Origin of the sequence: Desulfuromonas acetoxidans DSM 684 (assembly GCF_000167355.1) — a bacterium.
GTDB classification, from domain to species: Bacteria; Desulfobacterota; Desulfuromonadia; order Desulfuromonadales; family Desulfuromonadaceae; genus Desulfuromonas; species Desulfuromonas acetoxidans.
Map to the genome: position 1 here is coordinate 18,215 of NZ_AAEW02000012.1, position 24,791 is coordinate 43,005.

Below are 24,791 nucleotides of genomic sequence, written 5' to 3' on the forward strand. Positions count from 1 at the left end.
TACGCTATTTAACATTACGAACCCAAACCAAAAGGATACGCTATGGCAACTCGAAACGAAGTCTATAAATGTGCAACATGCGGCAATGTTCTCGCTATTTTGACGGGTGGGCAGGGTGAGCTTATTTGCTGTGACGCTCCTATGGAACTCATGGCTGAAAATAGCACGGATGCAGCCCATGAAAAGCATGTGCCGATGGTTGTCGGTATCCTTGACGACATTGAGGTTTCTGTGGGGAGCGTTGCACATCCCATGCAGCCTGAGCATTATATTGAGTGGATTGAGCTGCTGACGGATCGTGTCAGTTATCGAGAATTCCTGAAACCCGGAGACACACCGGATGTCAACTTTTCAGTAGACACCGAGGACGTTACTGCGCGTGCTTATTGCAACCTGCATGGGCTATGGAAAAGTAAGCCCTAAGGATAATAACTGCCGTAACGGGCCGCTTTGCCTCTCTGAAGTCATCACAACAGGGGAACCGAGAAAATCGGTTCCCCTGTTTTTTTATCAGATCACAGAGTCATTTAATTTTGCCTGTTCTAAAAATGAATGATATATTCATTTTTAGATGTTGAACAAATGGAGGCATGTCATGGTTCAGGTTTTAAAAGATCATGTGAAGCAACAGATTTCCAAAGTGGCAGAGCAATTATTTGCCCGCGTCGGCTATCAGAAAGCCACCATGGGCATGATTGCCGAGGAAGCCGGGGTGGCCACTGGAACGATTTATAAATACTACACAAACAAGCAGGCGCTGTTTGAGTCGATCATCACCGAGGCGTTTGTCGCGGAGTTTAAACAACTGACGCACAAGCGGGTGGCTTCGTTGATTGATCCTTCACGGGCGAAAGAGTCCGTGTCCATCGACAGCGGGGCGGCAGGCCAGTTGTTGCGCTTTTGGATCGACAATCGTCTGAAAGTGATCATCCTTTTAGCGCGTGCCGAGGGATCGCGTTACGCATCCTTTGAGCACGACTACATTCAGGCCATGACCCAACAGGCGCTGGTTCATCTTCCCCTGACACATCCCAACTTTAACGACAGCAAAATTTTTCGTTTTGTCTTCAATGCGCGGCTGGTGGACACCGTGAAAGGGATTGTGTCCATCCTGGAGACCTTCGATCAGAAGCAGGACATCCGAGATGCCTTTGCTTTGGGGTGGACCTATCATTTTGCCGGAATCAGTGCTGTGATTGCCAACTGCAGCCAGGGAGGAAAGCAATGAGTCTGTTCAGCGTCATCTGCGAAGCAAAAATACAGGACTGGTTTAAAAAGAAACAGGCCGGGGAGGTCCAGCCCGTTGAAAATCAAGTGACAATAGATCAGATCAAATCCTCAGAAACCTATCTGCTGGAGGATATTCTGCGGCTCATCGAACAAGCATATTTGTCAGATTGCAACACACGAGAAATTGTATTGCACAAAGCGAAAGAGATGGAGGTTCAATTGTTGATGAGCCTTGAAAATGAAGGCTATACACTTATGGCACAAATGACAGCAGAAACAATTCGCCAGCATAAGGTGGAAAACGCCGGTAAAGATGAACACGGATTGTCGCGTTGTGATAACGAAACAGAATAGGCTCGTGCCTCGTTTTGTTAGCTTTATCGTAGCAAACTCGGGACTGCCCCAAGCCCTATCTGAGGCTGTACCAGATTTTTACAGGTTATGGAACGCTGGCGGTTTGTACCGCAAAAGCCTGGGACAGCCCCCATGCGGGAACAGTCCATTTTCTGCTGCTTTTTTCCCTTAAACTCGTTCTCTGTCAACACGCAATCTTCTGGTCTGGCTTCGCCTCGCACCATTCCCACTGCGTTGCAAAATCTTGAGTGAATGGCACGATGTTGTGCCATTCACTCGAATTTCTAGCATTGACAGAGCACTAGGACCCGAACACCGTCAACTTTGTCATCGGAGTGACCACCTGTAGGAGCGAATTTATTCTCGAATTGTTCTGGTTATCGATCCTTTTCATGATGGGGATTTGCGGCTAAAGCCGCTCCTTGAATATACAATTTTAATTATGCTGAAGTACTAGCGTCATTCAGGCCCCCGGCAGGATGTTGAAAAAGCCCCGTCCAGGGATTTTCCAACGACGCAAGCCGAAAATGCGATTTTCGTCTTACTCACAAGATCAAGGACCTGAAAACCTGTCCTTGATTTTGATCGCCCGGCCATGGACTCCACAGTCTTCTAGAGAATTTGTCTATTGTTGTTGACAATTTACTCTAATGAGCTTATTGATGGTTTGTCTAAATATTAAGATTTGTATATTTAGTCTATTTCAAGGGCTGTGCGTTTGTCTGACGCGCCCCAGGGGTTTTTCCGTGTCAGCAACGTTACACGTGGTTGCCATAGAACGCCGATGCCCCCTCCGTGTTCCTTGCTGACACGAAAATTTCCCATTCCATTCCATTCAATTTATTGGGAACCGTTCTAGTCCTTGAACACAGTCAATTTTGCTATCGGAGTGACCACCTGTAGGAGCGAATTTGTTCGCGAATTGTTCTGGTCATTGATCTTTTTCATGATGGGAATTCGCGGCTGAAGCCATTCCTGCAATGTACAATTTCGAATATGTTGATGTCCTGGCAGGATGTTGAAAAAGTCCCGTCCGGGGATTTTTCAACGACGCAAGCCGAAAATGCGATTTCCGTCTTGCTCACAAAATCAAGGACTTGAAAGCCTGTCCTTGATTTTGATCGCCCGTCCATGGGCTCCACAGTCTGTTTTTCAACAGCCTGCTAGGCTGTTACGCGACGTCACTATTGTTTGAAATTGTGAAGAATGCTCACGTTTGATCGCTGTATTTCATTGCGAAGGAGGACATATGTATCGTTTGATTGTTTTGTTTTTTTTGCTGTTGGCAGTTCTGGGTGGTTGTAGTGATGGAGGTTCTAACAGGACTGTACAAACGGGTGAGGGTGAATGGACGATTACCAGTTTAGGCACGCTCGGCGGAGCATTGACGTTTGTGGTGGATGCCAACGAGGAGGGCCAAGTTATTGGTATCGCAACAAATGCCGAAGGGAGAATGAACGGCTTCTACTGGGACAGTGAGCGAGGCATGATAAATCTCGGCACGTTTGGTGGTGAGGAAAGTTTTGCTCTCGATATCAATGAACAGGGAACCGTGGTTGGCTATGCGACAGATGAATTAGGGAATCGTCGCGCATTTGTCTGGACACCAGAGACCAAGGAGAAGGTTGATCTCGGTACTCTTGGCGGTGATGACAGCATCGCTTACACAATCAATGAAGCGGGTCAGGTTGCCGGTTCCTCCGAACTCGCTACCGGCGAAGAGCATCCTTTCGTCTGGGAGAGTGAGGCCGGTATGTTTGATATTGGTGATGAGGACATGCGCGAGTGTGTTGCTTATGACATCAATGACAATGGTCAGGTTGTAGGACGCTATGAAACCTATGATGTTGACGAGTTCGGCGGTTTTGTCGGAACAAAGTTTGGTTTTGTGTGGGATCCTGAAGAAGGGATGACCTCTATTGAGGTTGATGCCGATACCGATGTTTCTCCATTGCAGATCAATGCATCGGGTCAAATTACTGGTGTGGTAACGGATTCAAGTGATACCAGTATGGCTTTTGTCTACGACGCATCTTCCGGTATGACGTTGATCGAAGAGACGGAGACAACCGATCTGGAAGGGGATGTCGCTGCAATCAGGATCGATGATGATGGCCAGGTGTTGGGAGTCTATAAAGGGGGATCATTTGTCTGGAATCGTGAACAAGGCTTGACGACGATTCACACGCCGGAAGATGGCGAATTCAGTGTCGCATTGGATAATAACAGCACTGGATTGATTGTTGGTGCGACCTACAGTGAGGATATGGCATCTTCATCTGTTCTTCTCTGGTCTGAGGACGAGGGGGCTATGGAGCTTCCAGATCTTGGTGGTGTGTTTGTTGTAGCCACTGTGGTTACTGATTCCGGGAGAATCTATGGGGGGGCGTCAGCGTCTGAAGATGTTCTTGAAGCAGTGGTATGGGTCAAAGAATAGTTGCCAAGAATACGATTCGTCTGGTTTTAGCGCTGTTGCTGGTGTGTGCTTTGGGCGTCGTTGTTGCGTATGTTGATTCGACCTCGCAGAAAGATCCGCATCAACAAACTGCCAAACAACAGAACCTGCTTTCAATCAGGGGTGTCCGATCAACCGTCTATTCGGGAGGAAGCGCTGAATGCAGCGTGGTGATTGAAAACCTGACCATCCCACGTCAAGCGCAATCGTTTTCACTGACACCGATCTCTGCTGAGTTTGATGCGGTTGCTCATGGTGTCGAGTTAACATTTTACTCTGAAGCAAAAGACAGCGCCGTGGGGCATTTGTTTAAAAAAACAGGGGATATCGTGTTGGATATCATCCTGAACCAAGAAGATGCGGAAAAATTTTCCATCAAGAAAATTTTCTTTTACGACGTTACCCTTGAACTCAAGGATAAAAGTGAAAGTGTTTTCCTGGTTGATGCAGAGAGGATGGTTCTGAATCAAAAAAATGGCCATTGCCGGATCAGCGGATGTTCGATCCTGCTGCCTGAAACAAAAACACCGGCACACTATCCCCTGATTATCTGGGATGACGGGCACAAGTCCTTTTTTCTGCCTTCGGGCAAAGCTGTTGGCCCGCTGAACCAAGCAGCCGAACAGGGCAGGTCTTGAAGTGCAATCCTAAAAAAAATTCGCCTCTGTCCGTTGTTGCCTGTCGTCAATTGTGACACATGGGCACGCGGTCAGATTCTTCAGTTGGTTCAGGTTATGTTACGTCGCTCTCGAATCGCCAAAAACTCATCCAGCCGATAGTTGCTTTGCAAAAGCCGTAAATCGCGTTGATACACCTGATTCTGTTTTTTTGTCAGATGGAGGTTATGGTCTTTTATCTTGTGATTGATCGTAGCGAACTCAGTGCCGATGAGTTCGGCGTTGCTGCGCTCGGCAACCATCCATTCCATTCCGCTCAGACCCTCTTTGGGCATGGGCAGATCGCAGTAAAAATCCCCCACACTGTTAACACCCCAATAGATAAGTCCAAGCGCCAGATAAAAGTCGAGTGATTGTGAAATACAGGTGATGTTGAACCGAGTTGCATTTTGGGCGATGGCGAGATTAAAAACCCGCTCAAGGAGGATTTGGGCATAGCCATTCCTGCGCTGGGCGAAAGGGGTAAAAATGTTATGGATGCTCAGGTAGTTGGTTGTTCTGTTGATGATAAAAAAGATATAGCACAGGTGAATGTTCTGTTGATCAGCCAGAGCAAAACAGCCTTGGCTGTGCCAGCCCAACTTTTTATCCCACCAGTTGAGAGACATGTTAGCAAAACGAATGGTTTTGTCTTCCTTGAGTTGCGAGATAGAGCGTTGATATTCAATACGGTTTAACGGGATCAGTTCGTATTGATGCATGTTTTTTGTCTCCTTAGTATGCATTCTATCAGAGCAAAAAAGTTCAAATGGCGAACTTGATCAGTCAAATATTATGTCAGGTGTTGATATTTTGTTGTTCTGCCTCGTGATAAATGGTGTTTTTTTAAGTGAGACTGGAATGGCGCAAGTTTAAGCACTTTCGTAGCAAACTCGGGGCTGTCGCAGATGTTTGCGGGCTATGGAACGCTGGCGGTTTGCACTGCAAAAGCCCGGGCCAGCCCCCTGCGGGGACAGTTCCGTCTTTGCTGTTTTTTCCCTTTAAACTGGTACTTGAGCACACTCGATTTTGTCATCGAAAAGAGCCTCTATAGCAGCGAATTTATTCGCGAATTGTTCTGGTCATTGATCCTTTTCATGATGGGAATTCGCGGCTGAAGCCGCTCCTACAATGCACAATTTCAATGATGCTGACGTCCTGGCAGGATGTTGAAAAAGTCCCGTCCGGGGATTTTTCAACGACACAAGCCGAAAATGCGATTTCCCTCTTGCTCACAAAATCAAGGATTTGAAAACCTGTCCTTGATTTTGATCGCCCGTCCATGGGCTCCACGGTCTGTTCTTCACAACAGCCTGCTAGCGCCATTCACGTGAGACTGAGAAAGAAGCATATCACAGAAAAACGATGAGGGCTTTCTGTCGGGTTTTTTAGACGAAAACTTCTGCGTTTGAAATGAAATAACCGTCAGAAGCTGAAGGTTATTAAGTCGAATCGAAAAATGTCGGATTTGCGCTTACGCGATCAGCTCGTGAAAATTACAGGGTGGTGCTTATTCCGCCTGCCTGCATGATGAAAAACCGGAAAATCATTAAAACGCGTTTGAATCCCATCGGCAAAACGGATAACATGTATCTGCACTCCTTGACTTGCGGTTGCGTGATGAATAAAGACCCTGTTAACCTTTTGGAATCATTAGGAATCCAATGCCGCTAAAACTCTTCAACCCTAAATCGTTAGTGCCGCGGATTGCTGTGAGCATCCTGCTGGTTGTGGTTTTTTGCGGCTGTTCCGCAGCGCAGACGGTTTATCCACAGGCACAGCAAGGGCGCTTTGACCTGCGTGATTGGAGCTTTGGCGACCAAGGGGCGGTTCCTCTCAATGGCCAGTGGGCCTTTTATTGGGATCAACTTCTTTCACCGACTCATTTTAGCCAGAACCAAGCGGAATCTCAGAGAGACTATGTCACTGTGCCGAAGCTGTGGTCCGGTCACGTGACGCCGGAGGGTCAAACCTTAGATCCATCCGGCATGGCGACGTTGCGCCTGACCGTGCGCGTTGATGCCAATCAACCGCTGTTGGCATTAAAAATCACCGCTATGACCGCCGCCTACCGCTTATGGCTCAATGATCGTCTGTTGGCCGAGCAGGGCATTGTCGGCACGAACAGCCAATCGGAGTGGCCCTCTTTCGGGCGTAAAACCGTCAGCTTTCAGCCTCCCGGTGATAGTTTTGACCTGACCTTGCAGCTCTCCAATCACAACCTGATCGGCGGGGTTGTTTCCCATCCACGGTTGGTGCTGGGCGACGCAGCACAACTTAGTACTGCTGCGGAAGCAGAGCGCCGCCACTCAGCTATTCTGCTCTGCGTGTCATTGTTTATGGTGGTGTACCATCTGGCGCTGTTTCTGTTTTATCGCCGCGACCGCTCCACTCTCTATTTTGCCCTGTATTGTTTGCTGTGGCTGATCAATGGCACGATCACCTACGTCAGTTCCTGGCTGCTGTCGTTCACTGAAATTCACAATATGGTGTGGATCGTCTATCGCTGTGACCTGATCAGCTATTATCTGACGATTCCCCTGATGGTGCTGTTTTTGCGCTCCCTGTTTCGCGACGAGATGCCCGCAGCCATGCCAAAACTGGCCCTGCTTCCAGCCCTTGTATTCAGCGGCTATGTTTTGCTGCCGGAATCCGTGGGGCTGCATCCGCTGCAAGGCAGTAGTCCGCAATTGTACCATCTGTTCACCGTGCTGATCATTTTTTGGTCTGCCTATGGTTTGCTCAAAGCCTGGCAACACAAACGCAGTGGCGCCGGGCTGATTCTGGCTGGTTTTATTTTGATGACCATGGTTGGCGTCAACGACATGCTGTTCGATATCAAAGTGGTCAACACCGGGTTTTTCATGCCGTTCGGCATGTTGCTGTTCATCGTCTTTCAGGCGCTGGCCCTGGCGCAGCGTTTTTCCAATGCGTTTACCACCACCGAGCGGCTGTCCGTGGAATTGCAGGAGAAAAACATCGCCCTGTCGCGCATGGACCAGCTTAAAGATGAGTTCCTCGCAAACACCTCGCACGAGCTGCGCACGCCGCTGGCCGGGATTATCGGCATCGCTGAATCCCTGCTGGCCGGAAGTGGCGGGCAACTTTCCGAACTGGCCCGCCACAACCTGCACATGGTAGTGAGCAGCAGTCGCCGCCTGACCTCGCTGATCAATGACATCCTCGATTTTACCCGGCTGCGCAACCGCGATCTGCCGCTGAACCTTAAAGCCGTGGACGTCAAAGCCGTTGCCGATGTGGTGCTTTCATTGCTCACTCCACTGGCCGAGGCCAAGCAGTTGACACTGGTGAACCAGATCGACGCGGCGCTGCCTTGTACCCATGCCGATGAAGATCGTATCCAGCAGATTTTTTACAACCTGATCGGCAACGCCATCAAATTCAGCGACCAGGGAGAGATTGTCGTTACTGGTCAACAGGTCAACGGCTGGCTGGAACTCAGCGTGCGCGATCAGGGGATCGGCATCGACGCTGACAGCCTTAAAACCATCTTCGAGCCGTTTGAACAAGCCGATTCCGGGGCCGGACGCGCCAGCCAGGGTGCCGGACTCGGGCTGGCCATCACCCGCAATCTGGTGCAGCTGCACGGCGGCGACCTCAGCGTTGAATCCCAACTCGGCCAGGGCAGCACGTTTTGCTTTACTCTGCCGGTGAGTGAGTGGGCCGCGCAAACCGCTGCAAGCTCAATCGCGACTCTTCAACCGTTGTCTGCGCCTTTGCCCAGCAGTGTCCTGCTGCCCGAACACGCGGCAGAAGAGGCCACGCCGCCGCAAACGCAAGAAGAGGGCGACTTCAGCATCCTGGTGGTGGATGACGAACCCGTTAACCTGCAAGTGTTGGTCAATCAGCTCCACGTGGCCCGCTACCGGGTGCGCATTGCCAACAGCGGCCAACAGGCGCTGGATCTGGTCGAGGAGGAAACCCCGGACCTGATTCTGCTCGATATCATGATGCCGCACATGACCGGCTACGAGGTGTGCCAGCGCCTGCGCCGCACCTATAACGCCGCACAGCTGCCGGTGATCATGCTCACCGCGCGCAGCCGGGTTTCCGATGTCGTGCAAGGCTTTCAGGCCGGAGCCAACGACTATGTGGCCAAGCCGTTTTCCCGAGATATTCTGCTGGCGCGGGTGCGCACCCAGCTGCAACTCGGCCGCGCTTACCAGACCCTGGCGGAAAACATGCGCCTGAAAAAAGAGCTGGAACAGCGACAGCAGACCGAACTTGAACTGCGCCAGACCCAGCGCCGACTTGCCCAACTGCTCGACAGCGTCGATGACATGGTCATCACCGTCAACGAAAGCCGCGAAATCTCCTTTTACAACCACAGCGCCGCCCAACTGCTTGGTGTCGATGACGACGCCTTGCTCGGACATGGCCTCGAAGATGTGTTCACAAAGGCCTGGGTGGAGAAATTCGACACGTTGTCGGGCTGCCCGCATCCGGGGGGGAATGAAAATGGCACCGCCTGCTCCTTGACCGGGGTCGATGTTGTTAAGGCCGATGGCCACACGCAACAGGTTGATGTGATTGCCACCATGCTCACCCTGGAAGATGAAGCATTGCAAACCCTGATCCTGCGCGTGTCCCAAGAGATTGCTCCTGCACCATCACCCGTGACCGTTAACGTTATTGCCGCCGTGAACCGCCATCAGCAACGCCTGCGCGGACTGGAAAATGCCCTCAACGGCTTGCTGCCCCGTTTGCAGTCCGATGCCCCGGAGGTGGTTAACGAAATTCGCACCCTCGATCAGGCCCTGGCCGATGTGGAAAAAAATCTCTACACCAGCGCCGAAAACGACCGCCGCCGCTTGGCCGTGCAGGTGATGCAACTCAGTATCGACTACTGGTACGAGGTCACCGATCTGGGCAAGGTTGATCTGGCGCGTGAATCCGGTATCTGGAAACTCTACACCGACCGCAACGGGTACACCCGCGCCCAGACCCTCGACAAATATCTCGGCGAAGACACCTTTCCCCGCCGACCTCGCTGGAAATCCATCAGCAATACCGCCGTCTACGTACTTGCTGCCTGCACCACACCTTCCCCCTTGCGTGATCGCCTGGAAAACGCCCTCGCCGCCCTGCGCCTGCAGGAGTAGTCGCCCTTTTGGGGCCGATGTTTTTCGACTCCTTCGCTCTTTTTGAGACTGTTCAGTTCACTATTTAAAATATTTATTTATCAGATACTTACAAGCCGTTTTCACAGTTTTTAACAGTACCTTTTTGCCCTTTATTACCGCCGGGCTGTTAGCGTGGTGTCGCCAAGTCTGACAAAAAAAGGAGAAGAGGAAAGATGCATTGTGTGAATCTGTGTGGTTGGTTTGTGCTGGTGCGCGCGGGAGGCAGTTTTGAATTCTAAACAGAGCAGAACCGATATGGCAGAGCGGCTTTTTGATCCGGTCTCTTCTGACCGTTGTCATTTGGGGGTGCAGGTGATGCAACTGAGCCTGGCCTGCTGGCAGGAAGCGACCTCCCGTGATCGCAAGGATCTGGCCCGACAATCCGGTTTATGGAATCTTTATACCGATATAAACGGCCATGAGCGGACCCAAACTCTGGATAAATACCTCAGTGAAGAAACCTTTCCGCGCCGCCCGCGCTGGAACCGGATTTATGCCACGGCCCGCTATGTTTTATCCGCCGGCAAGGAGTCGTCTTTGTTGTGTGATCAGCTCAAGCAGATGCTCGAATCGCTGGACAAGATTGATGGAAATCCTTCTGATAAGTCTATTTGTATTAGATAGTTAGAAGCTTTTTCCACAGTTTTTAACAGTCTTTCTGTTTGCGTTCAAATGTGTTTTGCCGCTAGTTTTCACGCAAGACAGTGTCATACTGAAAAGAGTGGTGGGGCGAGAAAGGGACACGTTGATGAATTTCATCAATTCATATTTACAGCTCAAAGAGATCTTTTACGAAAAAATCCGACCGTCCACGGTCGCGAATCCGCAGTTGTTATTGTGGAATTCGGCTGTGGCACAGCAGTTGATGGTCGGCGAGGAGTTGGCGCATGATCCAACAGCGTTGGCGGCGATCTTTTCCGGCAATGAGCTGTTGCCGGGATCAGAACCCGTGGCCACCGCCTATGCCGGGCATCAATTTGGTCACTTTGTTCCCCAGCTTGGTGATGGTCGCGCCCATCTGCTCGGAGAGGTGGTTGATCTAGCGGGCAAGCGCTGGGATATCCAGTTGAAAGGTTCCGGACCGACCTCTTTTTCTCGTAATGGCGACGGCCGTTGTGCTGTTGGTCCGGCGGTGCGTGAGTTCATCATGAGTGAAGCCATGCACGCGCTCGGCGTACCGACTACCCGCTGTCTGGCGGTGGTGACCACCGGTGAAACCGTGTATCGCGATACGCCGTTGCCGGGGGCGGTGGTGACGCGGGTGGCGTCAAGTCACTTGCGCGTCGGCACGTTTGAGTATTTTGCGGCACGCGGCAATCATGAGGCGCTTAAAGCGCTCTGTCACTATGTGATTGAGCGTCATTATCCCGAACTGGAAGGCGGCGAACCGGTTTTGTATCTCGCGCTGCTCGATCAGGTGATTGAACGGCAGATTGAACTGGTGGTGGAATGGATGCGGGTTGGTTTTATTCACGGTGTGATGAACACCGACAATACCGCACTGTCAGGCGAAACCATCGACTATGGGCCGTGTGCCATGATGGGTGCCTATGATCCGCAAACGGTGTACAGCTCGATTGATGCCATGGGGCGCTATGCGTTCGGCAATCAACCGAAAATTTTGCAGTGGAATATGTCGCGTTTTGCCGAGTGCCTGTTGCCGTTGCTGGATGATGACCCCACCAAACCGGTGAAGCTGGTCGAGTTGATCATTGATGAATTGCCCAGACGTTTTGAGCAACATTATCTGGAGATGATGGCGGGGAAACTCGGCTTGAGTGCATGTAAGACGGGAGACAATCAACTGATTGATGAGCTGTTGGATCATCTCAAGGAACATTCTTTCGACTACACCCTGACGTTTGACCGGCTGACCAAATCGCAGTCGTGCGAAGTGGTGGCGGGGCAGGTAAGTCAGGAGCTCGGAGTATGGTGGGATCGCTGGCGCAACCGGCTGGACGAGCAGGGCGATGATCCACAAACGGTGCAACAGCGGATGCGTCAGCACAATCCGGTGGTGATTCCGAGAAACCATCATGTCGAGGCGGCGATCCGCGAGTGTGAACAGACCGGCAAGACGGAGCTGGTGGAGAAATTCCTCCAGGTGTTGCGTTCGCCTTATAAAGACCAGGAACATACCGCCGAGTTTCAAGATCTTCCGGCAGATGGGGATCGGTATTATCAGACCTTTTGCGGAACATGATCAGACCGTATGGCTACAGACAAGGGCAGACAAAGGCTTAGACCTTTTTGTAATCTAAGAGTCAAAAACAAAGAATTCGCCTCACGATAAAGGCCGCGATAAGTTCGGATAAAGATTTAAATCAAGCCTTCTGTTTTTAGAGTTTCATCGTGGATCTTATCCGATTTTATCGAGAGGGTATCGCGAAGCTAAAACAAAAAGAGGTTGTCTTTGATGTGTCCGCTTGTGTCAGCATTTGTCTGTGACAAAAAAGGTTTTGACCTTTTGTCTTCCCAAAGCCCAAAATAGTGAATTCGCCTCACGATAGCGGCCACGATACATTCGGATTAGACCGACCCCACTGAAAAACACCGACACACAAAAGATCTTTTGATTTTTATCGCGGATCTTATCCGATGTTATCGGGAGGGAATCGCGAAGCTAAAAACGCAAAGATATTGTTTTTGATGTGTCCGCTTATGTCCGCTCTTGTCTGTGGCAATAAAAGGCTTTGACCCACTACGTGTCGGGTTGAGATATTTCAGGATACCGTAAGAGACTGACCACGAAAGAAACGCGGCTCCATGGCGAAGGACTCTCAAAAATCTGTGAACAGGTCAACCGCTAGAACCGCTGCTGTCGGCTGGTTGGCCAGTGCCAGCGCCTTCACTTACCTGCTAAGTCTGAAATTTCCACTCACTCCCATTGTCGCAGCCGTGTTGGCGTGGCTGGCCATAATCATCAGCTGGCCGCAGCTCAGCCGGTCAGCCCGGCAGCAGTCTTCAACGCTGCTTGCGGCGGGGATGATTCTTATCGGCTGGTCTCTGTTTAAGGGCACTGCCATCGATACGGTTGCGCTGCTGGGAAAGAATCTGCCGTTGCTGTCGATGTTTGTTGCGGTGTCGTTTCTCTCCCTTACCAATCCGCTGGTTCCGGACAGCACGCAGCCGCGTGGAAGAAAAGGGGTTTTGTCAACACTGCTCACCAGCCATCTGTTGGGCTCGGTGATCAACATCTCCATTATTTTCGTCGTCGGCGACCGCCTGGCGCGTCACGGGAAATTGAAACCCGTCCAAGCGCAGGTGATGATGCGCAGTTTCTGTTCTGCAGCCTTCTGGTCGCCGTTTTTTGTGGCCATCGGCGTGGCCATGACTTACGCGCCCGGCTCGGAGTGGCGGCATACGGTGCTCCCAGGGCTGATCATGACGTTGCCGATGTTTGCCATCAGTTTTGTTGACGCCATGCGCAAAAGCGGCGAAGAGTTTGAAGGGTATCCTTTAAGTGTGGAAAGTCTCTTTATCCCTTTTGCACTGGCAATCGCTGTACTCGTCGGCCATGTCTTAATTCATTCCGTCAGCATTCTCACTATTATCACCATCATGGCTCCCTTCGGCGCGCTCCTTTTTATGCGCGAGCGGCCCCGTCTGGGGAAAACCAGAGACTATGTGGAAACCCGTCTGGAGAATATCTCCAGTCAATTTGCCCTGTTTCTGACCGCGGGCGTTTTTTCAACCGGCATCTCTTCGCTCATCGCCAGCTACCCCGATGTTCTCTCGTTTGAAATTTCGCGGTTTTCACCACTGCTGTTTTTCGTCTTCAGCGCAGTGATGATGATTGTCGCGCTGTTCGGCATCCATCCTGTGGTCAGCATTGCGCTGGTGAGTCCCTTTCTGGCGCCTGTTGTCATCAACCCCAGCCAGCTCGCCTTTCTGTATCTCACAGTCTGGGGCATTGCCACGGGAGCCAGCCCGTTGTCAGGCGTTGGCTTGGCCATTGTCGGTCGCTATCACGTTCCCAGCCGTACTGTATTAAAAATGCAACTGAACTATATGGTGCTGATGTGGCTTTGCTCCGGTCTGGTCAACATGCTCTGGTTTGGGTGATGGGCTATTTGAAGGAGGGCAATTTTAGTTCTGATTTGTACAATAGGAGAGACATTCCGTGAAGTCAAAATGTCAACTATGTCTCTAGCCTTTCTTCGGGTCACGAGGAGCTTGGGGCAGGTCTTGAATTGCAATATTTTTAGAGAAAATGTTGCAATTCAAAATTTCTTGACCCTGTGGGATTCGTGTGCCATTCCTTTGCTTTTGGCAATAATCGCGAAAGGACACAGAAGTTTGAACACTCCCTTCGCCGGTGAATTCCTCGTTATGATGAATAAAAAACACTATTAGTATTTGTTGAAAGTATCATCATCCAGCGATATGACGCTGCGGGAACCGCTTTCACTTTCAAATTGTTTCACAGGGCTTTCTAATGGCGCTTCAGATGCCGTAACCGTTCCTTCCGGTTCGGTTTGTTCTTCGCCAATATCTTCCGTAACGGAAATTCCTTCGGTCAGTTTTAATAGCCGATTAACCTGAAACTTCAGTTCCTCTGAAGCGGAAGCGTTTTCTTCGGAAATTGACGCGTTTTGCTGGACAACAGTATTTACTTGAGACAAACCGTTGCTGATTTCCTTCATACTGGAGTTTTGCTCATTTGAACTGCCGGAGATCTCACTGACGAGATCGTTCATTTTATCCATTGAGGAGACAATTTCATTCAAAATCAAGGCTGTTTCATGGGCATTTTGCACTCCCGCCTCAACGCCTTTAATGGATTTTTCAATTAGTTGAGCGGTCTCCTGGGCCGCCTCCCCGCTACGCCCAGCTAAGGCGCGAACTTCTTCAGCGACAACCGCGAACCCTTTTCCGTACTTTCCCGCTCTGGCGGCTTCAATCGCGGCGTTTAGCGCTAATAAATTTGTTTGGAATGCGATTTCATCAATGACTTTAATTACTTTGCTTACCTCAGAACTGGTATCATTTATATTTTTTACGGATTCGACCAAAACTTCCATCTGCCGGTTACCTCGTTGAACGGTTTCTCTGGTCTCATTGGATAATTTTTTCGCCTGTTCCGCGTTATCGCTATTCGTCTTTGTTTGGTTCTCGACTTCATTTAATGAAGCGCTGATCTCTTCAATCGATGCCGCCTGCTCTGTTGTCCCGGCTGATAAAGTCTGCGCGGAATTTGTCAGTTCATTTGAACCAGATGCGACACTTGCTGCTGCTTGGCGAGTGCTTTTCAACAATTGACTCAATTGCTTTTGGGCGTGAATATTTGTGACAATCTCCGCGTGACCGATCTTTTCGCCTTTTCGGTTTGTCAGATAATGTGTATTTACGCGAAAATCCATGTCCCACTGATTAAAGAATGATTTGGGCTTTCCTTTGCGCAGGCAGATGACTCCGCAGTTGTCGGTGTTACAGATATTCGCTCCCCAATTACTGCATTGTTGACCAAGTACCTCGGAACGTTTTTTCTTGAGCAAATCTTCAACTGTTTTATTGACGAATGTCCAGTTCATATCCATGTCGGTTATGGACAGGGGATTCTCCCAAAGATCGATGATTTGCTCATACCAGTGATATTTCTCCAGCACTTGATTTTCCACTTTGACGGTTAAGATCAGAGTAACGATTAATACTCCTGTTAACGCCAATAGTAAAATGTCTTTAGACAAATCAAGCGATCTTTCACAATAGAAGACATAGTTCTCCCTTTTTCTGAGCTATGGGTGCTTAAAACTGGCGATAATGTCTCTTCGGCTCTTCAGTTTGAGAGCAGGTCTACCTTATTGGCCATGTTGTAAGCGGTCCTCGCATCGAGTGGCGGTAACGATCAACCAGATCATCTGCGTTTGCAGTGACAATTAGTTTGCGGCCATCTCGACGCGAAGGGTGTTCTCTTAATTGCAGAATGCAGTTGTCATACTCAGGCAGCGCTCAGATATTGGCTTTCACAAGCAAAGACACGGTTGCGATCAAAGTGACCACCGGATTTGTACCAGCCGTAGAATAACTTCAGAAATTTCCTCATCACTGCTGTCATTGCCTTAGTGCCAGACATGCCGTGAGCTTTTTTATTGTGGTAATAAGCTCCGTAAAGTCCGGTTCTTTTCACCAGAGGAAGAACGATCAGGCCAAGAACCTTGCGTAGCAACCTGCGCCCTTTCTTACTTAGTTTGTTTTTGCCGCGATAGGTTCCGCTCTGTTTTTCCCGCAGGTTCAGACCAGCATAGCGCATGAATTTGCGTAGAGTCTCAAAATCTCTGACGGGACCCGTTTCAGCAACAATGCGCGCCAGATGGAAAGTGGAAATAACGCCTGGTTGCTGTTGAGGCAAATGCGGGTCAAACTGGCAAAGCTCCTGATAAAGGTTTTCCATTTGTTGTCTGGCTTCCTCTTTGCGAGCCTGGTGCCGCTGGCAATCGTCCCATAGTTGCCGGAACCGCCACTGTTGAATATCGACTAAACGCGAACCTCTCTGGTTTTTGACCGAACTCTGAGCTTGACTGAAAAGCTTGTCCAAGGTCCTTTGGCGCATTCGAGATACCGCCTGTTTCATCTGTTGACAAAAGCGATCCTTGCCGTCTTTAGTTATCTGTTGTGGATTGGCTCCATAAAGTTCGATTAAAGCTACTCCTGATCGCGTATAAAGAAAATCTTTCTGGAAGTCATAATCGGGAAACAGCACTTTCAGCTGGCTCGCGAGAAGACATTTGGTGCGCACAGATTCGATATCGGCCTGCTCGTAAAGAGCGTGCCACTGCCGCAACAGAGCATACGTTTCATCATAATGACGACAAATAAGGGTCTTCCCCATGCTCGCAAGCGTATGTATGACATGAGGGTCCTTGAGATCTGTTTTTCCTGAATCGTTGGTCTCGATAGCACGCATTTTAAAAACAGCCTCGCCAGAAACCCAGGCTGTCTTCAAGCCAAGGCGATGGGCCGTGGCCAGTAGGCTGATGTGATAACAGCCTGTCGGCTCACAAACGACAAGAATTTCAGAATATCCGGCCATATGTGCGCGTTGTGTCCATCTGTTGAGATGTTTCTCAATCTCCGGCGTCGAATTACGAAACTCGTGATCGGTTAGCTGACCGCTGATTCCGGTTGCCATGTTCAGATATTTTTTGCTGACATCAAAAGCCAAAATGGCAACAGGCTGATTCGTTTGTGCCGGTGATGTGATAGTCTTCATTGGGCTCCTCCTTGATCATGATAGAAATTAGCGGATCTGCCAGGATCACGCTCGTAGGTTCACTGTCCGAATTACAGTGATTATGACAGGGAGGAGTCCTCTTTGTTAAAGTGATTAGAATAATAGTAGATCAACCGGACGGAAAATACGTCTGTGCTAAATTGAAAAGCAAAATCTAAAATTGCGGTGGTCGGCAAGCAGTTCGTCGCCGCCGGTTATCATGAACCGTTAAGTGTACTCACATGGAGTCGTAATGGATTCATATTTAGATATTTTACCTAAAGGCTCTACTGCTGTTGCAGTCAAAACAAAAGGGCACAATTTCTCAATCGAGAATGATGGCATTTCATCGACAGGTTGTTGGGTTGTATCAAAAGATAGGGTCGACGATTATGTAATCGTATTTCACCAAACAAACTCTGGGAATAATGTCTATATTGGTGAGTTTGTAGGCAAAAATGCAGAAGAGTATACTGAGCGCCAAGGCAAGAAGTATCCGCGCTACCGAATTTTCATAAAAAACTTAAAACTGGCTCTAAAAACAAACACAAACTGGACCTCTTTTGTTGAAAAAGGTAACGGCGGATTTGAGCGTATATATTTGGAGAATGAAGGACAGGAGAAACCTAAATACCTTGATCCTGACTCTATCGAAGCCGAAGAAGGGTATAGAAAAGACTCCAGTAGAATGACGAGCACTAGAGATAGAAAATTAGCTGATGCGCGAAAGAAAAAGGATAATTACACTTGCCAATCATGTAAAAATCAATACTTTGTCAATGACAAGTACGTTATCGATTGCCATCATTTGAACCCAATAAATTTAGGTAAAAGAAACACAAGAATTGAGGACCTTATTTCGCTGTGCCCAACATGCCATCGAATTGCTCATACTCGGCTTCCCCCATACTCTCTTAAAGAGTTGAGAAATATCGTGGAAAAGTACACCTAACAAATTGCTCAAAAGGACGTAAAATGCTTGGCTTACGCTCCTTCGTCGCTAATTATAGCCAAGCATTTTACGCATCTTAGCAAGGCGTTAGGCATTTAAAATTATCAATAAAAAAGCCAAAGGGGTCAAATCTACGGTTGACGTAAGAGCAGTGGGGGGCAGGTCTTGATTTGCCATATTTTGTACATGACATAAAGGAACGCTGACCACCACCTTAAATAAACGAGCGGGGAATCAATAATCTTGATTCCCCGCTTTGCTTTTCTCCGTGTCTCAGTGCCTCCGTGGTTAAGCCGAGCCCTTCCCCTTACGATTTCCCCACTTTCGCAGCCCGGATAAAGGCCCTAGTTTTGGTTCATGCTCGCTGATCAGCTTGCGGATGCGCGGGGCTGCGGCAATCTGTTTCTCCTGCGAATAGGCTTCAATGTTGTCCTTGATGTCATCCAATGCATAGAGGTAATTGATCATCAGGCCACACGATTCACGCATCCCTTTGCTGGACACATCCCCTAGCCAGTTGAGTTGTTCAATCCGCGCACCGTTGCCGAGGTGGAAGCGGGCCACCGGGTCGAGGGGCGCACTGTCGCGCTCGCGGCGCTCGTGCAGATAGCGGGCGCACAGGGTGAGCAGCGGTTCTTTGAGCAGATCGCAGACTTCTGAATTCTCCAGCCAGCGCGGATCATCGATGACATGGGCTAACGTGGGTTCGACGTCAAGCAGTTGGGCGGCTTCGGCCAACACTGTGGCAAAGGAATCTTTATCGTGCGCTGAGCCGTTATCGGCCAGCCGTTTTTCCAGCCAGCGGCGGAAGCCGGGGATTGGCGACAGGGTGGAAAAGGTCTTCAGGTTGGGCAGACTGTGGCTGAGTGAATCGACTACTTTCTTGATCAGAAACGGCCCGAAGCTGATTCCTTTAAGTCCTGTCTGGGCATTGGAGATGGAGTAGAAGATGGCGGTGTCGGCTTGTTGCGGATCGATATCTTCGCGCTGATCATCGAGCAGGCTCTGGATGCTGGACGCTAGACCTTTAACCAGTGCGACTTCGATAAAGATCAGCGGCTCGCCGGGCAGCACCGGGTGGAAGAAGGCATAACACTGGCGATCCCATTCGAGGCGGTGGCGCATGTCACGCCACGAGCTGATGGCGTGGACGGCTTCGTAGGCCATCAGCTTTTCCAGCAGGGCGGCCGGGCTTTGCCAGTCGAGTTGTTTGACGCGCAAAAATCCAACGTCAAACCAGGTGGCGAGCAGTTGTTGCAGGTCGTAGTCGAGCCGTTTGAGGTTGGGGGAATCGTGGAGAAATCCCAACAATTCGGCGCGCATGTCGATGAGAAATTTCACCCCTTGGGGCAGAGCATTAAACTGTTGCAGCAGTTGCTGGCGTGGAGAGATCAGGGCTTCGCGTAACTCCAGCACCTGCTGACGGAAGGTTTCGTCATCGTCGCTGTGCGCCAGGCGGTGGGACACCTCGCGCACCTGATCCTGATCGACGGCAAATTGATCGGCGAGAATTTCGAGAAAATGGCGTCTTCCCGTAGCATTGAGAGTCAGGTACAGCTCACCGATACCGGCGGCATGCTGGCGCGCGGTAACCGCGCCATGACGGGCGGCAACACATTCGTTGAGCAGTTTTGTGACGGTGTCTCTTTCCTCTTCGGGCAGATCCGGCGAGATGCCGGGCAGGCCGTCGCTGCCGCGCCAGTCGCTCCAGGTGCGTTGCAGGGTTTTCCAACTGAAAATAAAGCGGCTGTTCATGGTGTTCCTCCTGGACAGGTCGTTTCCAATCGCTCAGTAACAATAATAATAGCAGGCATTTGCATGGATGGTAGGGGGAGGCACAATTCACACGTGATTGATATCTGTTATGCTTGCAGTGTCATGACAACAACGCTTTTGCGAAAGGATAGACATCATGAAAACGCGTATTTTTCTGACACTGTTGTTGTGTTGTCTGTTTGGCTGGACAGCGGCAGCACAGCAGTTTGAACACGATACCATTGACACCAGCGCCGGGCCGGTGGAGATCACCTTTATTGGCCATGCCACGCTGATGCTGACGTTTGCTGACCAAACCATTCACATCGACCCGTGGACATATCTGGCCGATTACAGTCATTTGCCCAAGGCGGACCTGATTCTCATTACTCATGAACATCGTGATCACCTGGATACCAAGGCTGTGGACGCCCTTCGCACTCCGGATACCGAGGTGGTCCTGACCGAGGTGTGCGCTGAACAGGTGAGTGGCGGCATGGTCATGCATAATGGCGATGTCAAACAGGCCAAGGGCCTTAAGATCGAAGCGGTTCCGGCCTACAACAACGTTCACATGCGTAGCCCGGGTGTGCCCTATCATCCCAAAGGGCGGGGCAACGGCTATGTGCTGACCTTTGGCGATAAAAAAATCTATATCGGCGGCGATACCGAGAACATTGCCGAGATGAAGGATTTAAAGGAGATTGCCGTGGCGTTTCTGCCGATGAATCTGCCCTACACCATGACCCCGGCCATGGTCGCGGATGCGGCGCGCATGTTTAAGCCGGAAATCCTCTATCCGTACCATTATGGCCAAACGGATACCTCGGAGCTTGTCGAACTGCTGAAAGAGGATCAAGAGATTGAAGTGCGGATTCGCAAGATGAATTTGTAGGCGTTTTAGCTCAAGAGAACGCTTGAGACAAATAAAGCGGGAAATCAATTGGATGATTTCCCGCTTTGCTATTGCACAAGGAGGTTTGCCTCTGGGTTACTGAAATTTGCCATCCTGTGAAAAGGGCAACACCCACAAGGCACTGCTGCCTGGAGCGGAGTAGGTTGCCGTGGTCCCTGACGCGATAATTTGGCCGTCGTTGTTGATTTTCACAGCGCTGAATGAATCGCTTTGATTCGTGTCACCCAGCGGGTTGATCCATTTCTGGTTGCCTTCGTTGTCCAGACGGCAGAGGTAGGCGAGCTGCATGGCGTCTCCGGCGATGATCGCTTCGTCGTTGATCAGGGCCAGGTCATTGACGTGAGAACTCTGGTCCGTGAGGTTTTCAAAGAGAATCTTTTGCCATAACACGTTGCCCGATGCATCGGCTTTGACGGCAATGGCTTGATTGATTGAGTCGCCGATGATTTCTCCAGCGGTGATGATTGATCCGTCCGCAGCTTTGAGCGCTTTGATAAAGAGGGTGCCGCTGTCTGCACAATATTGTGTCCAGCGAAATTGCCCGTCGCCATCAATCTCAGCTAGAAAACCGCGGCTGATGTCTGTGCCCGGTTTGGTGCCATAACCGCATAACAAGAGGTTGCCGTTGTCGAGTGCGGTGATGCCGGCGAGGGTATCTTTGTTTGCTGAGCCGCCGATGGTTTTTTGCCAGAGGACCGTGCCGGATGGGGAAAGCTTGATCAGAACGGCATCGCGGTCTTGCGTTTGTTGCGTGTGAGTGCGGCCACCGGCGTAGTAGTTGCCGTTGTTGTCTTCGGCAACGATATTGAGGATGACATTGGGGAAATCTTTTTGCCAGAGCAACACGCCCGTTGAGCTGAGCTTGGCCACGGAGCTGGTTTGATTGCCGTTGGCTGTCTGGAGCAGGGCTGTCAGCAGATCGTGTGTTTGTGTTTCAACAATGGCCCTGGAATGGATATCGACACCTTCAGTGCCCGGCAGCAGTTTTTGCCATTGCAGGTGGTTATTGGCGTTGAATTTGAGCAACAGAGGCTGGGTCGAGCCGTTGAGAGAACTCTCACCGGCAATGATATACCCGGCATCGGCGGTTAAGGCCATGGCCTGATCAAACATATCTTCGTCGCTGTTACCGAAGCCGAACGTGTGCAGGAACATCTCCTTGTTCTTTTTGTACGCAGCACGGTTGTTCTCATAATACTCGGCAAGGACAACATCTCTTCGGTTGCGGACATCGTTGGCGAACCCACGACTCCAGGTGGCCAGCTTGTCAAGTTCTCCCATGATGTCTGTTTCGGAGAGCTGTTTGTTGTATTGGATGTACTCATTCCGTTGCTCAACCAGTGATGTTGCAATGTCGTCACTGAGTTTTTCGGCACGGTCAATGAGCTGATTAATTTTAATCCGGTGTGTTTCGTCCAGCAGGTCTGCTTCAGTGACGTTTAATTGTCTGTAGGTTTCTTGAAGGGCTTCGGATGTTCTGAAAAAGGATGGCACTCGGAACGCGACACTAAGCAGATCCGCTTCTTTCAGTTTGTTTTCTTCTGGGAGACGCAGAGAAAGTTCTAGAACAGCATGGTTGCGTTCTTCGACAACCTGGTGAAGAAATTCATTGATATTGAGCAAAGGGCCTTGATCATACTGATTGTTCCATGCCACGTTGGTACGATAAAGGCTGGTTCCGGTGCAGGTGATTTCGCCAAACAGTTGTGCCTGCTGTTTGAGCAGATGGTTTAGTTTTTGAGAGGCCGCGGGGTCGTTCTGCAGGTCAATGGTTTCAGGGATAAACAACACGTCAGACGTGATCAGGTAAATGCTGATGGTGTTGCCATCAATAACATACCGGAGGGTTTTGCCGAAACGGTTAGGGGGGTGTTCAAGCGCCTTATCAATCCGGTTGAAAACCATTGCGGAACTGTCATCACTGAAATAGTAGTCTACATCTGCATAGGCAGGAAAAGCTGCTGTTATAAATAGAAGAGCGATAAACAGTCTAAGCATTTTAAGTCTCCCGATGACGTATTTCCCTGATAGGTGTGAAGAGAGTATTTGAGTCAGCTAGAGGTGTATTCAGCCGATTTTTAAAATTTCATGTTAAATATTAATAAGTTGAAACCTTACAAAATCGACTTAAATTTGTCTATAGATATATCTGGTTCTTTCCTTCAACGGCGATTGGTATAAAAAAAGCGGAAAATCGATTTTCGATTTCCCGCTTTTGAATTTCAATGTGTCGAATTGCTAGTAAGCAATACCTGATTTTTTGCGGATCTTGCGCATCACCTTGGAGGCGGCATAACGCGCTTTCTGCGCGCCCATCTCCAGGGTTTTGTGCAGGGTTTCCTTATCTTCGAGAATCGCATTGCGCCGTTCAGTGAACGGGGTGAAATAGTCGCGTACCGTCTCGAACAGTTCCTGCTTCACATCGCCGTAGCCGAGACCGCCAGCCAGATAGCGCTGGCGCAGGGCGTCCTGCTGCTCTTTGTCGAGGAACAGGCGGTAGATCTGGAACACGTTGCAGGTGTCCGGATCTTTAGGATCTTCCACCGGGGTCGGGTCGGTGACGATGCGCATGATCTGCTTGCGCAGTTGCTTTTCAGTTTGGAACAGGTCGATGGTATTGCCGTAGCTTTTGCTCATCTTCTGGCCGTCGAGGCCGGGAACTGTGGCCACGTCATCGTCGATGTCCGGCTCGGGCAGGGTGAAGATCTCGCCGTATTCGTTGTTGACCTTGGCGGCGATGTCGCGGGTGACTTCCACGTGCTGCTTCTGGTCTTTACCAACCGGCACTTTGTCACTGTTGAAAATGAGGATGTCGGCACTCATCAGCACCGGATAGGCAAACAGGCCGTGGTTAGCGGCAATCCCTTTGGCGATTTTATCCTTGTAGCTGTGGCAGCGCTCGAGCAGGCCCATGGGGGTGAAGTTGGACAGAAACCAGGCCAGCTCCTGCACTTCAGGCACGTCGGACTGCACCCAGAAGGTGCTGCGCTCCGGGTCCATGCCCAGAGCGAGAAAGTTAGCGGCTGCCTCCAGAGTGCCTTTGGCCAGGGCTTTGCCGTCGGAGACGCTGGTCATGGCGTGGTAGTTGGCGATGAAACAGAACAGTTCGCCCTGTTCCTGATAGTCGATCATCTTTTTCATCATGCCGAAGTAGTTACCCAGATGCAGGGAACCGGACGGCTGGATACCGGATAGAATGCGCATGGTGTTGTCCTTGTGGTGAAAGTAGTTTTATCGTTCAGTAAAAGGTCCAAAAACAAAACAAGCCGCGATACGATCATCGCGGCTTGTGTGATTTCATTGTTGCCGCGCCGTGCCCGGCGCAGTCTGTGATGTCAAAAAAGCGAAAGGCACGCGATCAGTCCATAAAGGCTGAGCGCCACCACCATCGCTGTAATGTCATCGTGTGTGTTTTCATAGCGCGCAGAGTAGCAGGTTCGGGAGGCACGGTCAATGCTGTTGTCAGGATGTTGAAAAAGCCACGACCGAGGGCATTTCAACAGCCTGTCTGCGTGATGTCGGGCAGGTTATGATAGACCTCCTCGACCGTCCGGTAGCGGGTTAACACCTTGACCACCTCAGGCAACGGTTCGGCATGGCGCTGTGGTAGATCGTATTCGCCACCGGTAACAGTGGGAAAAGCCAGTTGCTCGACGGGTGGGCAGAACTGAGCATCAACGCCGGGCTTGTTACCGCGTGGGTCGATCCGATACCAGCCGTCGTGGTCCAGCCATACCGCAGTCAGGCCATGCAAGCAGAATGAGACAGGTTGCTGTGTTTCATCAAGGATCAGCCGTTGGTAGCACAGGGCTGCTGGAATGGCGTTGGCGCGCAGCAGAGCGACCAGCAGGTGGCTTTTGGCGTAACAGTAGCCGGTGCCGTGCTCCAGCACATCGGAGGCGATGCAGGTGACCGGTCCCAGACGGTAATCCCAGCTGTGCTTGATGGTGTCACGGACAAACTCAAAGCAGTTTTTGGCCGTTTGCTCATTATCGTTGTCAATGCGCAATGCGGCAGCCTTGGCTTGAATGGCCGGATGGTGATGATTAATGATGTCGCTCTGGGCCAAATACGCTTCCATGAGAGCACTCCGTGTGATCAAAAATAGCTGTGATA

18 protein-coding genes are annotated in these 24,791 nt (G+C 50.3%); 11 read left to right on the forward strand and 7 right to left on the reverse strand.

Annotation, left to right across the window (positions count from 1 at the left end; all coding sequences use genetic code 11):
* Positions 1-42 precede the first annotated feature (42 nt).
* The 5 genes from DACE_RS10805 (at position 43) to DACE_RS10825 (ending at position 4,677) form a co-directional block, all read left to right on the forward strand.
* Entirely contained in the window at positions 43-423 is a 381-nt protein-coding gene (locus DACE_RS10805) for a desulfoferrodoxin (protein WP_006001143.1), read from the forward strand.
* A gap of 172 nt (positions 424-595) precedes the next feature.
* Complete coding sequence (locus DACE_RS17395; RefSeq protein ID WP_006001156.1) at positions 596-1,228, forward strand: TetR/AcrR family transcriptional regulator; 633 nt, start codon at positions 596-598, stop codon at positions 1,226-1,228.
* Complete coding sequence (locus DACE_RS10815; protein WP_006001158.1) at positions 1,225-1,584, forward strand: hypothetical protein; 360 nt, start codon at positions 1,225-1,227, stop codon at positions 1,582-1,584. Before DACE_RS17395 ends, DACE_RS10815 begins: the two co-directional genes overlap by 4 nt.
* A 1,249-nt stretch (positions 1,585-2,833) precedes the next feature.
* Positions 2,834-4,021 (forward strand): DUF3466 family protein, encoded by a 1,188-nt coding sequence (locus DACE_RS10820; RefSeq protein ID WP_006001160.1) that lies wholly within the window; start codon positions 2,834-2,836, stop codon positions 4,019-4,021.
* A gap of 50 nt (positions 4,022-4,071) precedes the next feature.
* Positions 4,072-4,677, forward strand: a complete 606-nt coding sequence (locus DACE_RS10825; protein ID WP_155809100.1) for a hypothetical protein — start codon at positions 4,072-4,074, stop codon at positions 4,675-4,677.
* Between the two features lie 89 nt (positions 4,678-4,766).
* On the opposite strand, the gene DACE_RS10830 is transcribed toward DACE_RS10825, so the two are convergent.
* Positions 4,767-5,417 carry an N-acetyltransferase gene (locus DACE_RS10830; protein ID WP_006001164.1) on the reverse strand — a complete coding sequence of 217 codons (651 nt, stop codon included), beginning with the start codon at positions 5,415-5,417 and terminating at the stop codon, positions 4,767-4,769.
* Between the two features lie 942 nt (positions 5,418-6,359).
* On the opposite strand from DACE_RS10830, the gene DACE_RS10835 reads away from it, so the two are divergent.
* The 4 genes from DACE_RS10835 to DACE_RS10850 all read left to right on the forward strand — a co-directional run bounded on the left by DACE_RS10835 (position 6,360) and on the right by DACE_RS10850 (position 13,904).
* Positions 6,360-9,818, forward strand: coding sequence for a response regulator (locus tag DACE_RS10835; RefSeq protein ID WP_006001166.1), 3,459 nt, complete (start codon positions 6,360-6,362; stop codon positions 9,816-9,818).
* A 249-nt stretch (positions 9,819-10,067) separates the two neighbouring features.
* On the forward strand, positions 10,068-10,463 hold the full coding sequence (locus DACE_RS10840; RefSeq protein WP_006001167.1) for a hypothetical protein: 396 nt from the start codon (positions 10,068-10,070) through the stop codon (positions 10,461-10,463).
* A gap of 124 nt (positions 10,464-10,587) precedes the next feature.
* Entirely contained in the window at positions 10,588-12,042 is a 1,455-nt protein-coding gene (locus tag DACE_RS10845) for a protein adenylyltransferase SelO (RefSeq protein ID WP_006001169.1), read from the forward strand.
* A gap of 587 nt (positions 12,043-12,629) precedes the next feature.
* Complete coding sequence (locus DACE_RS10850) at positions 12,630-13,904, forward strand: hypothetical protein (RefSeq protein WP_155809101.1); 1,275 nt, start codon at positions 12,630-12,632, stop codon at positions 13,902-13,904.
* A 287-nt stretch (positions 13,905-14,191) separates the two neighbouring features.
* Here the strand turns inward: DACE_RS10850 and DACE_RS10860 are convergent, their stop codons facing one another.
* Positions 14,192-15,529, reverse strand: a complete 1,338-nt coding sequence (locus DACE_RS10860; RefSeq protein WP_006001172.1) for a methyl-accepting chemotaxis protein — start codon at positions 15,527-15,529, stop codon at positions 14,192-14,194.
* Positions 15,530-15,780: 251 nt separating this feature from the next.
* Positions 15,781-17,052, reverse strand: coding sequence for an IS110 family transposase (locus DACE_RS10865; RefSeq protein ID WP_005998512.1), 1,272 nt, complete (start codon positions 17,050-17,052; stop codon positions 15,781-15,783).
* A 253-nt stretch (positions 17,053-17,305) separates the two neighbouring features.
* Between DACE_RS10865 and DACE_RS10870 the strand changes: the two genes are divergently transcribed.
* Positions 17,306-18,004, forward strand: coding sequence for an HNH endonuclease (locus tag DACE_RS10870; protein WP_006001173.1), 699 nt, complete (start codon positions 17,306-17,308; stop codon positions 18,002-18,004).
* 288 nt (positions 18,005-18,292) lie between these two features.
* Here DACE_RS10870 and DACE_RS10875 read toward each other — a convergent pair whose 3' ends face one another.
* Positions 18,293-19,759 carry a malonyl-CoA decarboxylase gene (locus tag DACE_RS10875; protein WP_006001174.1) on the reverse strand — a complete coding sequence of 489 codons (1,467 nt, stop codon included), beginning with the start codon at positions 19,757-19,759 and terminating at the stop codon, positions 18,293-18,295.
* A 157-nt stretch (positions 19,760-19,916) separates the two neighbouring features.
* Between DACE_RS10875 and DACE_RS10880 the strand changes: the two genes are divergently transcribed.
* Positions 19,917-20,654: an MBL fold metallo-hydrolase gene (locus DACE_RS10880; RefSeq protein WP_006001175.1), complete on the forward strand. Its 738-nt coding sequence runs from the start codon at positions 19,917-19,919 to the stop codon at positions 20,652-20,654.
* 96 nt (positions 20,655-20,750) lie between these two features.
* Here DACE_RS10880 and DACE_RS10885 read toward each other — a convergent pair whose 3' ends face one another.
* From DACE_RS10885 to DACE_RS10895, 3 genes are all read right to left on the reverse strand, one after another.
* Complete coding sequence (locus DACE_RS10885) at positions 20,751-22,673, reverse strand: outer membrane protein assembly factor BamB family protein (protein ID WP_006001177.1); 1,923 nt, start codon at positions 22,671-22,673, stop codon at positions 20,751-20,753.
* A gap of 240 nt (positions 22,674-22,913) precedes the next feature.
* Positions 22,914-23,879 (reverse strand): tryptophan--tRNA ligase, encoded by a 966-nt coding sequence (gene trpS, locus DACE_RS10890; RefSeq protein WP_006001179.1) that lies wholly within the window; start codon positions 23,877-23,879, stop codon positions 22,914-22,916.
* Positions 23,880-24,171: 292 nt separating this feature from the next.
* Positions 24,172-24,756: a transglutaminase-like domain-containing protein gene (locus tag DACE_RS10895; RefSeq protein ID WP_006001181.1), complete on the reverse strand. Its 585-nt coding sequence runs from the start codon at positions 24,754-24,756 to the stop codon at positions 24,172-24,174.
* Positions 24,757-24,791: the final 35 nt, after the last annotated feature.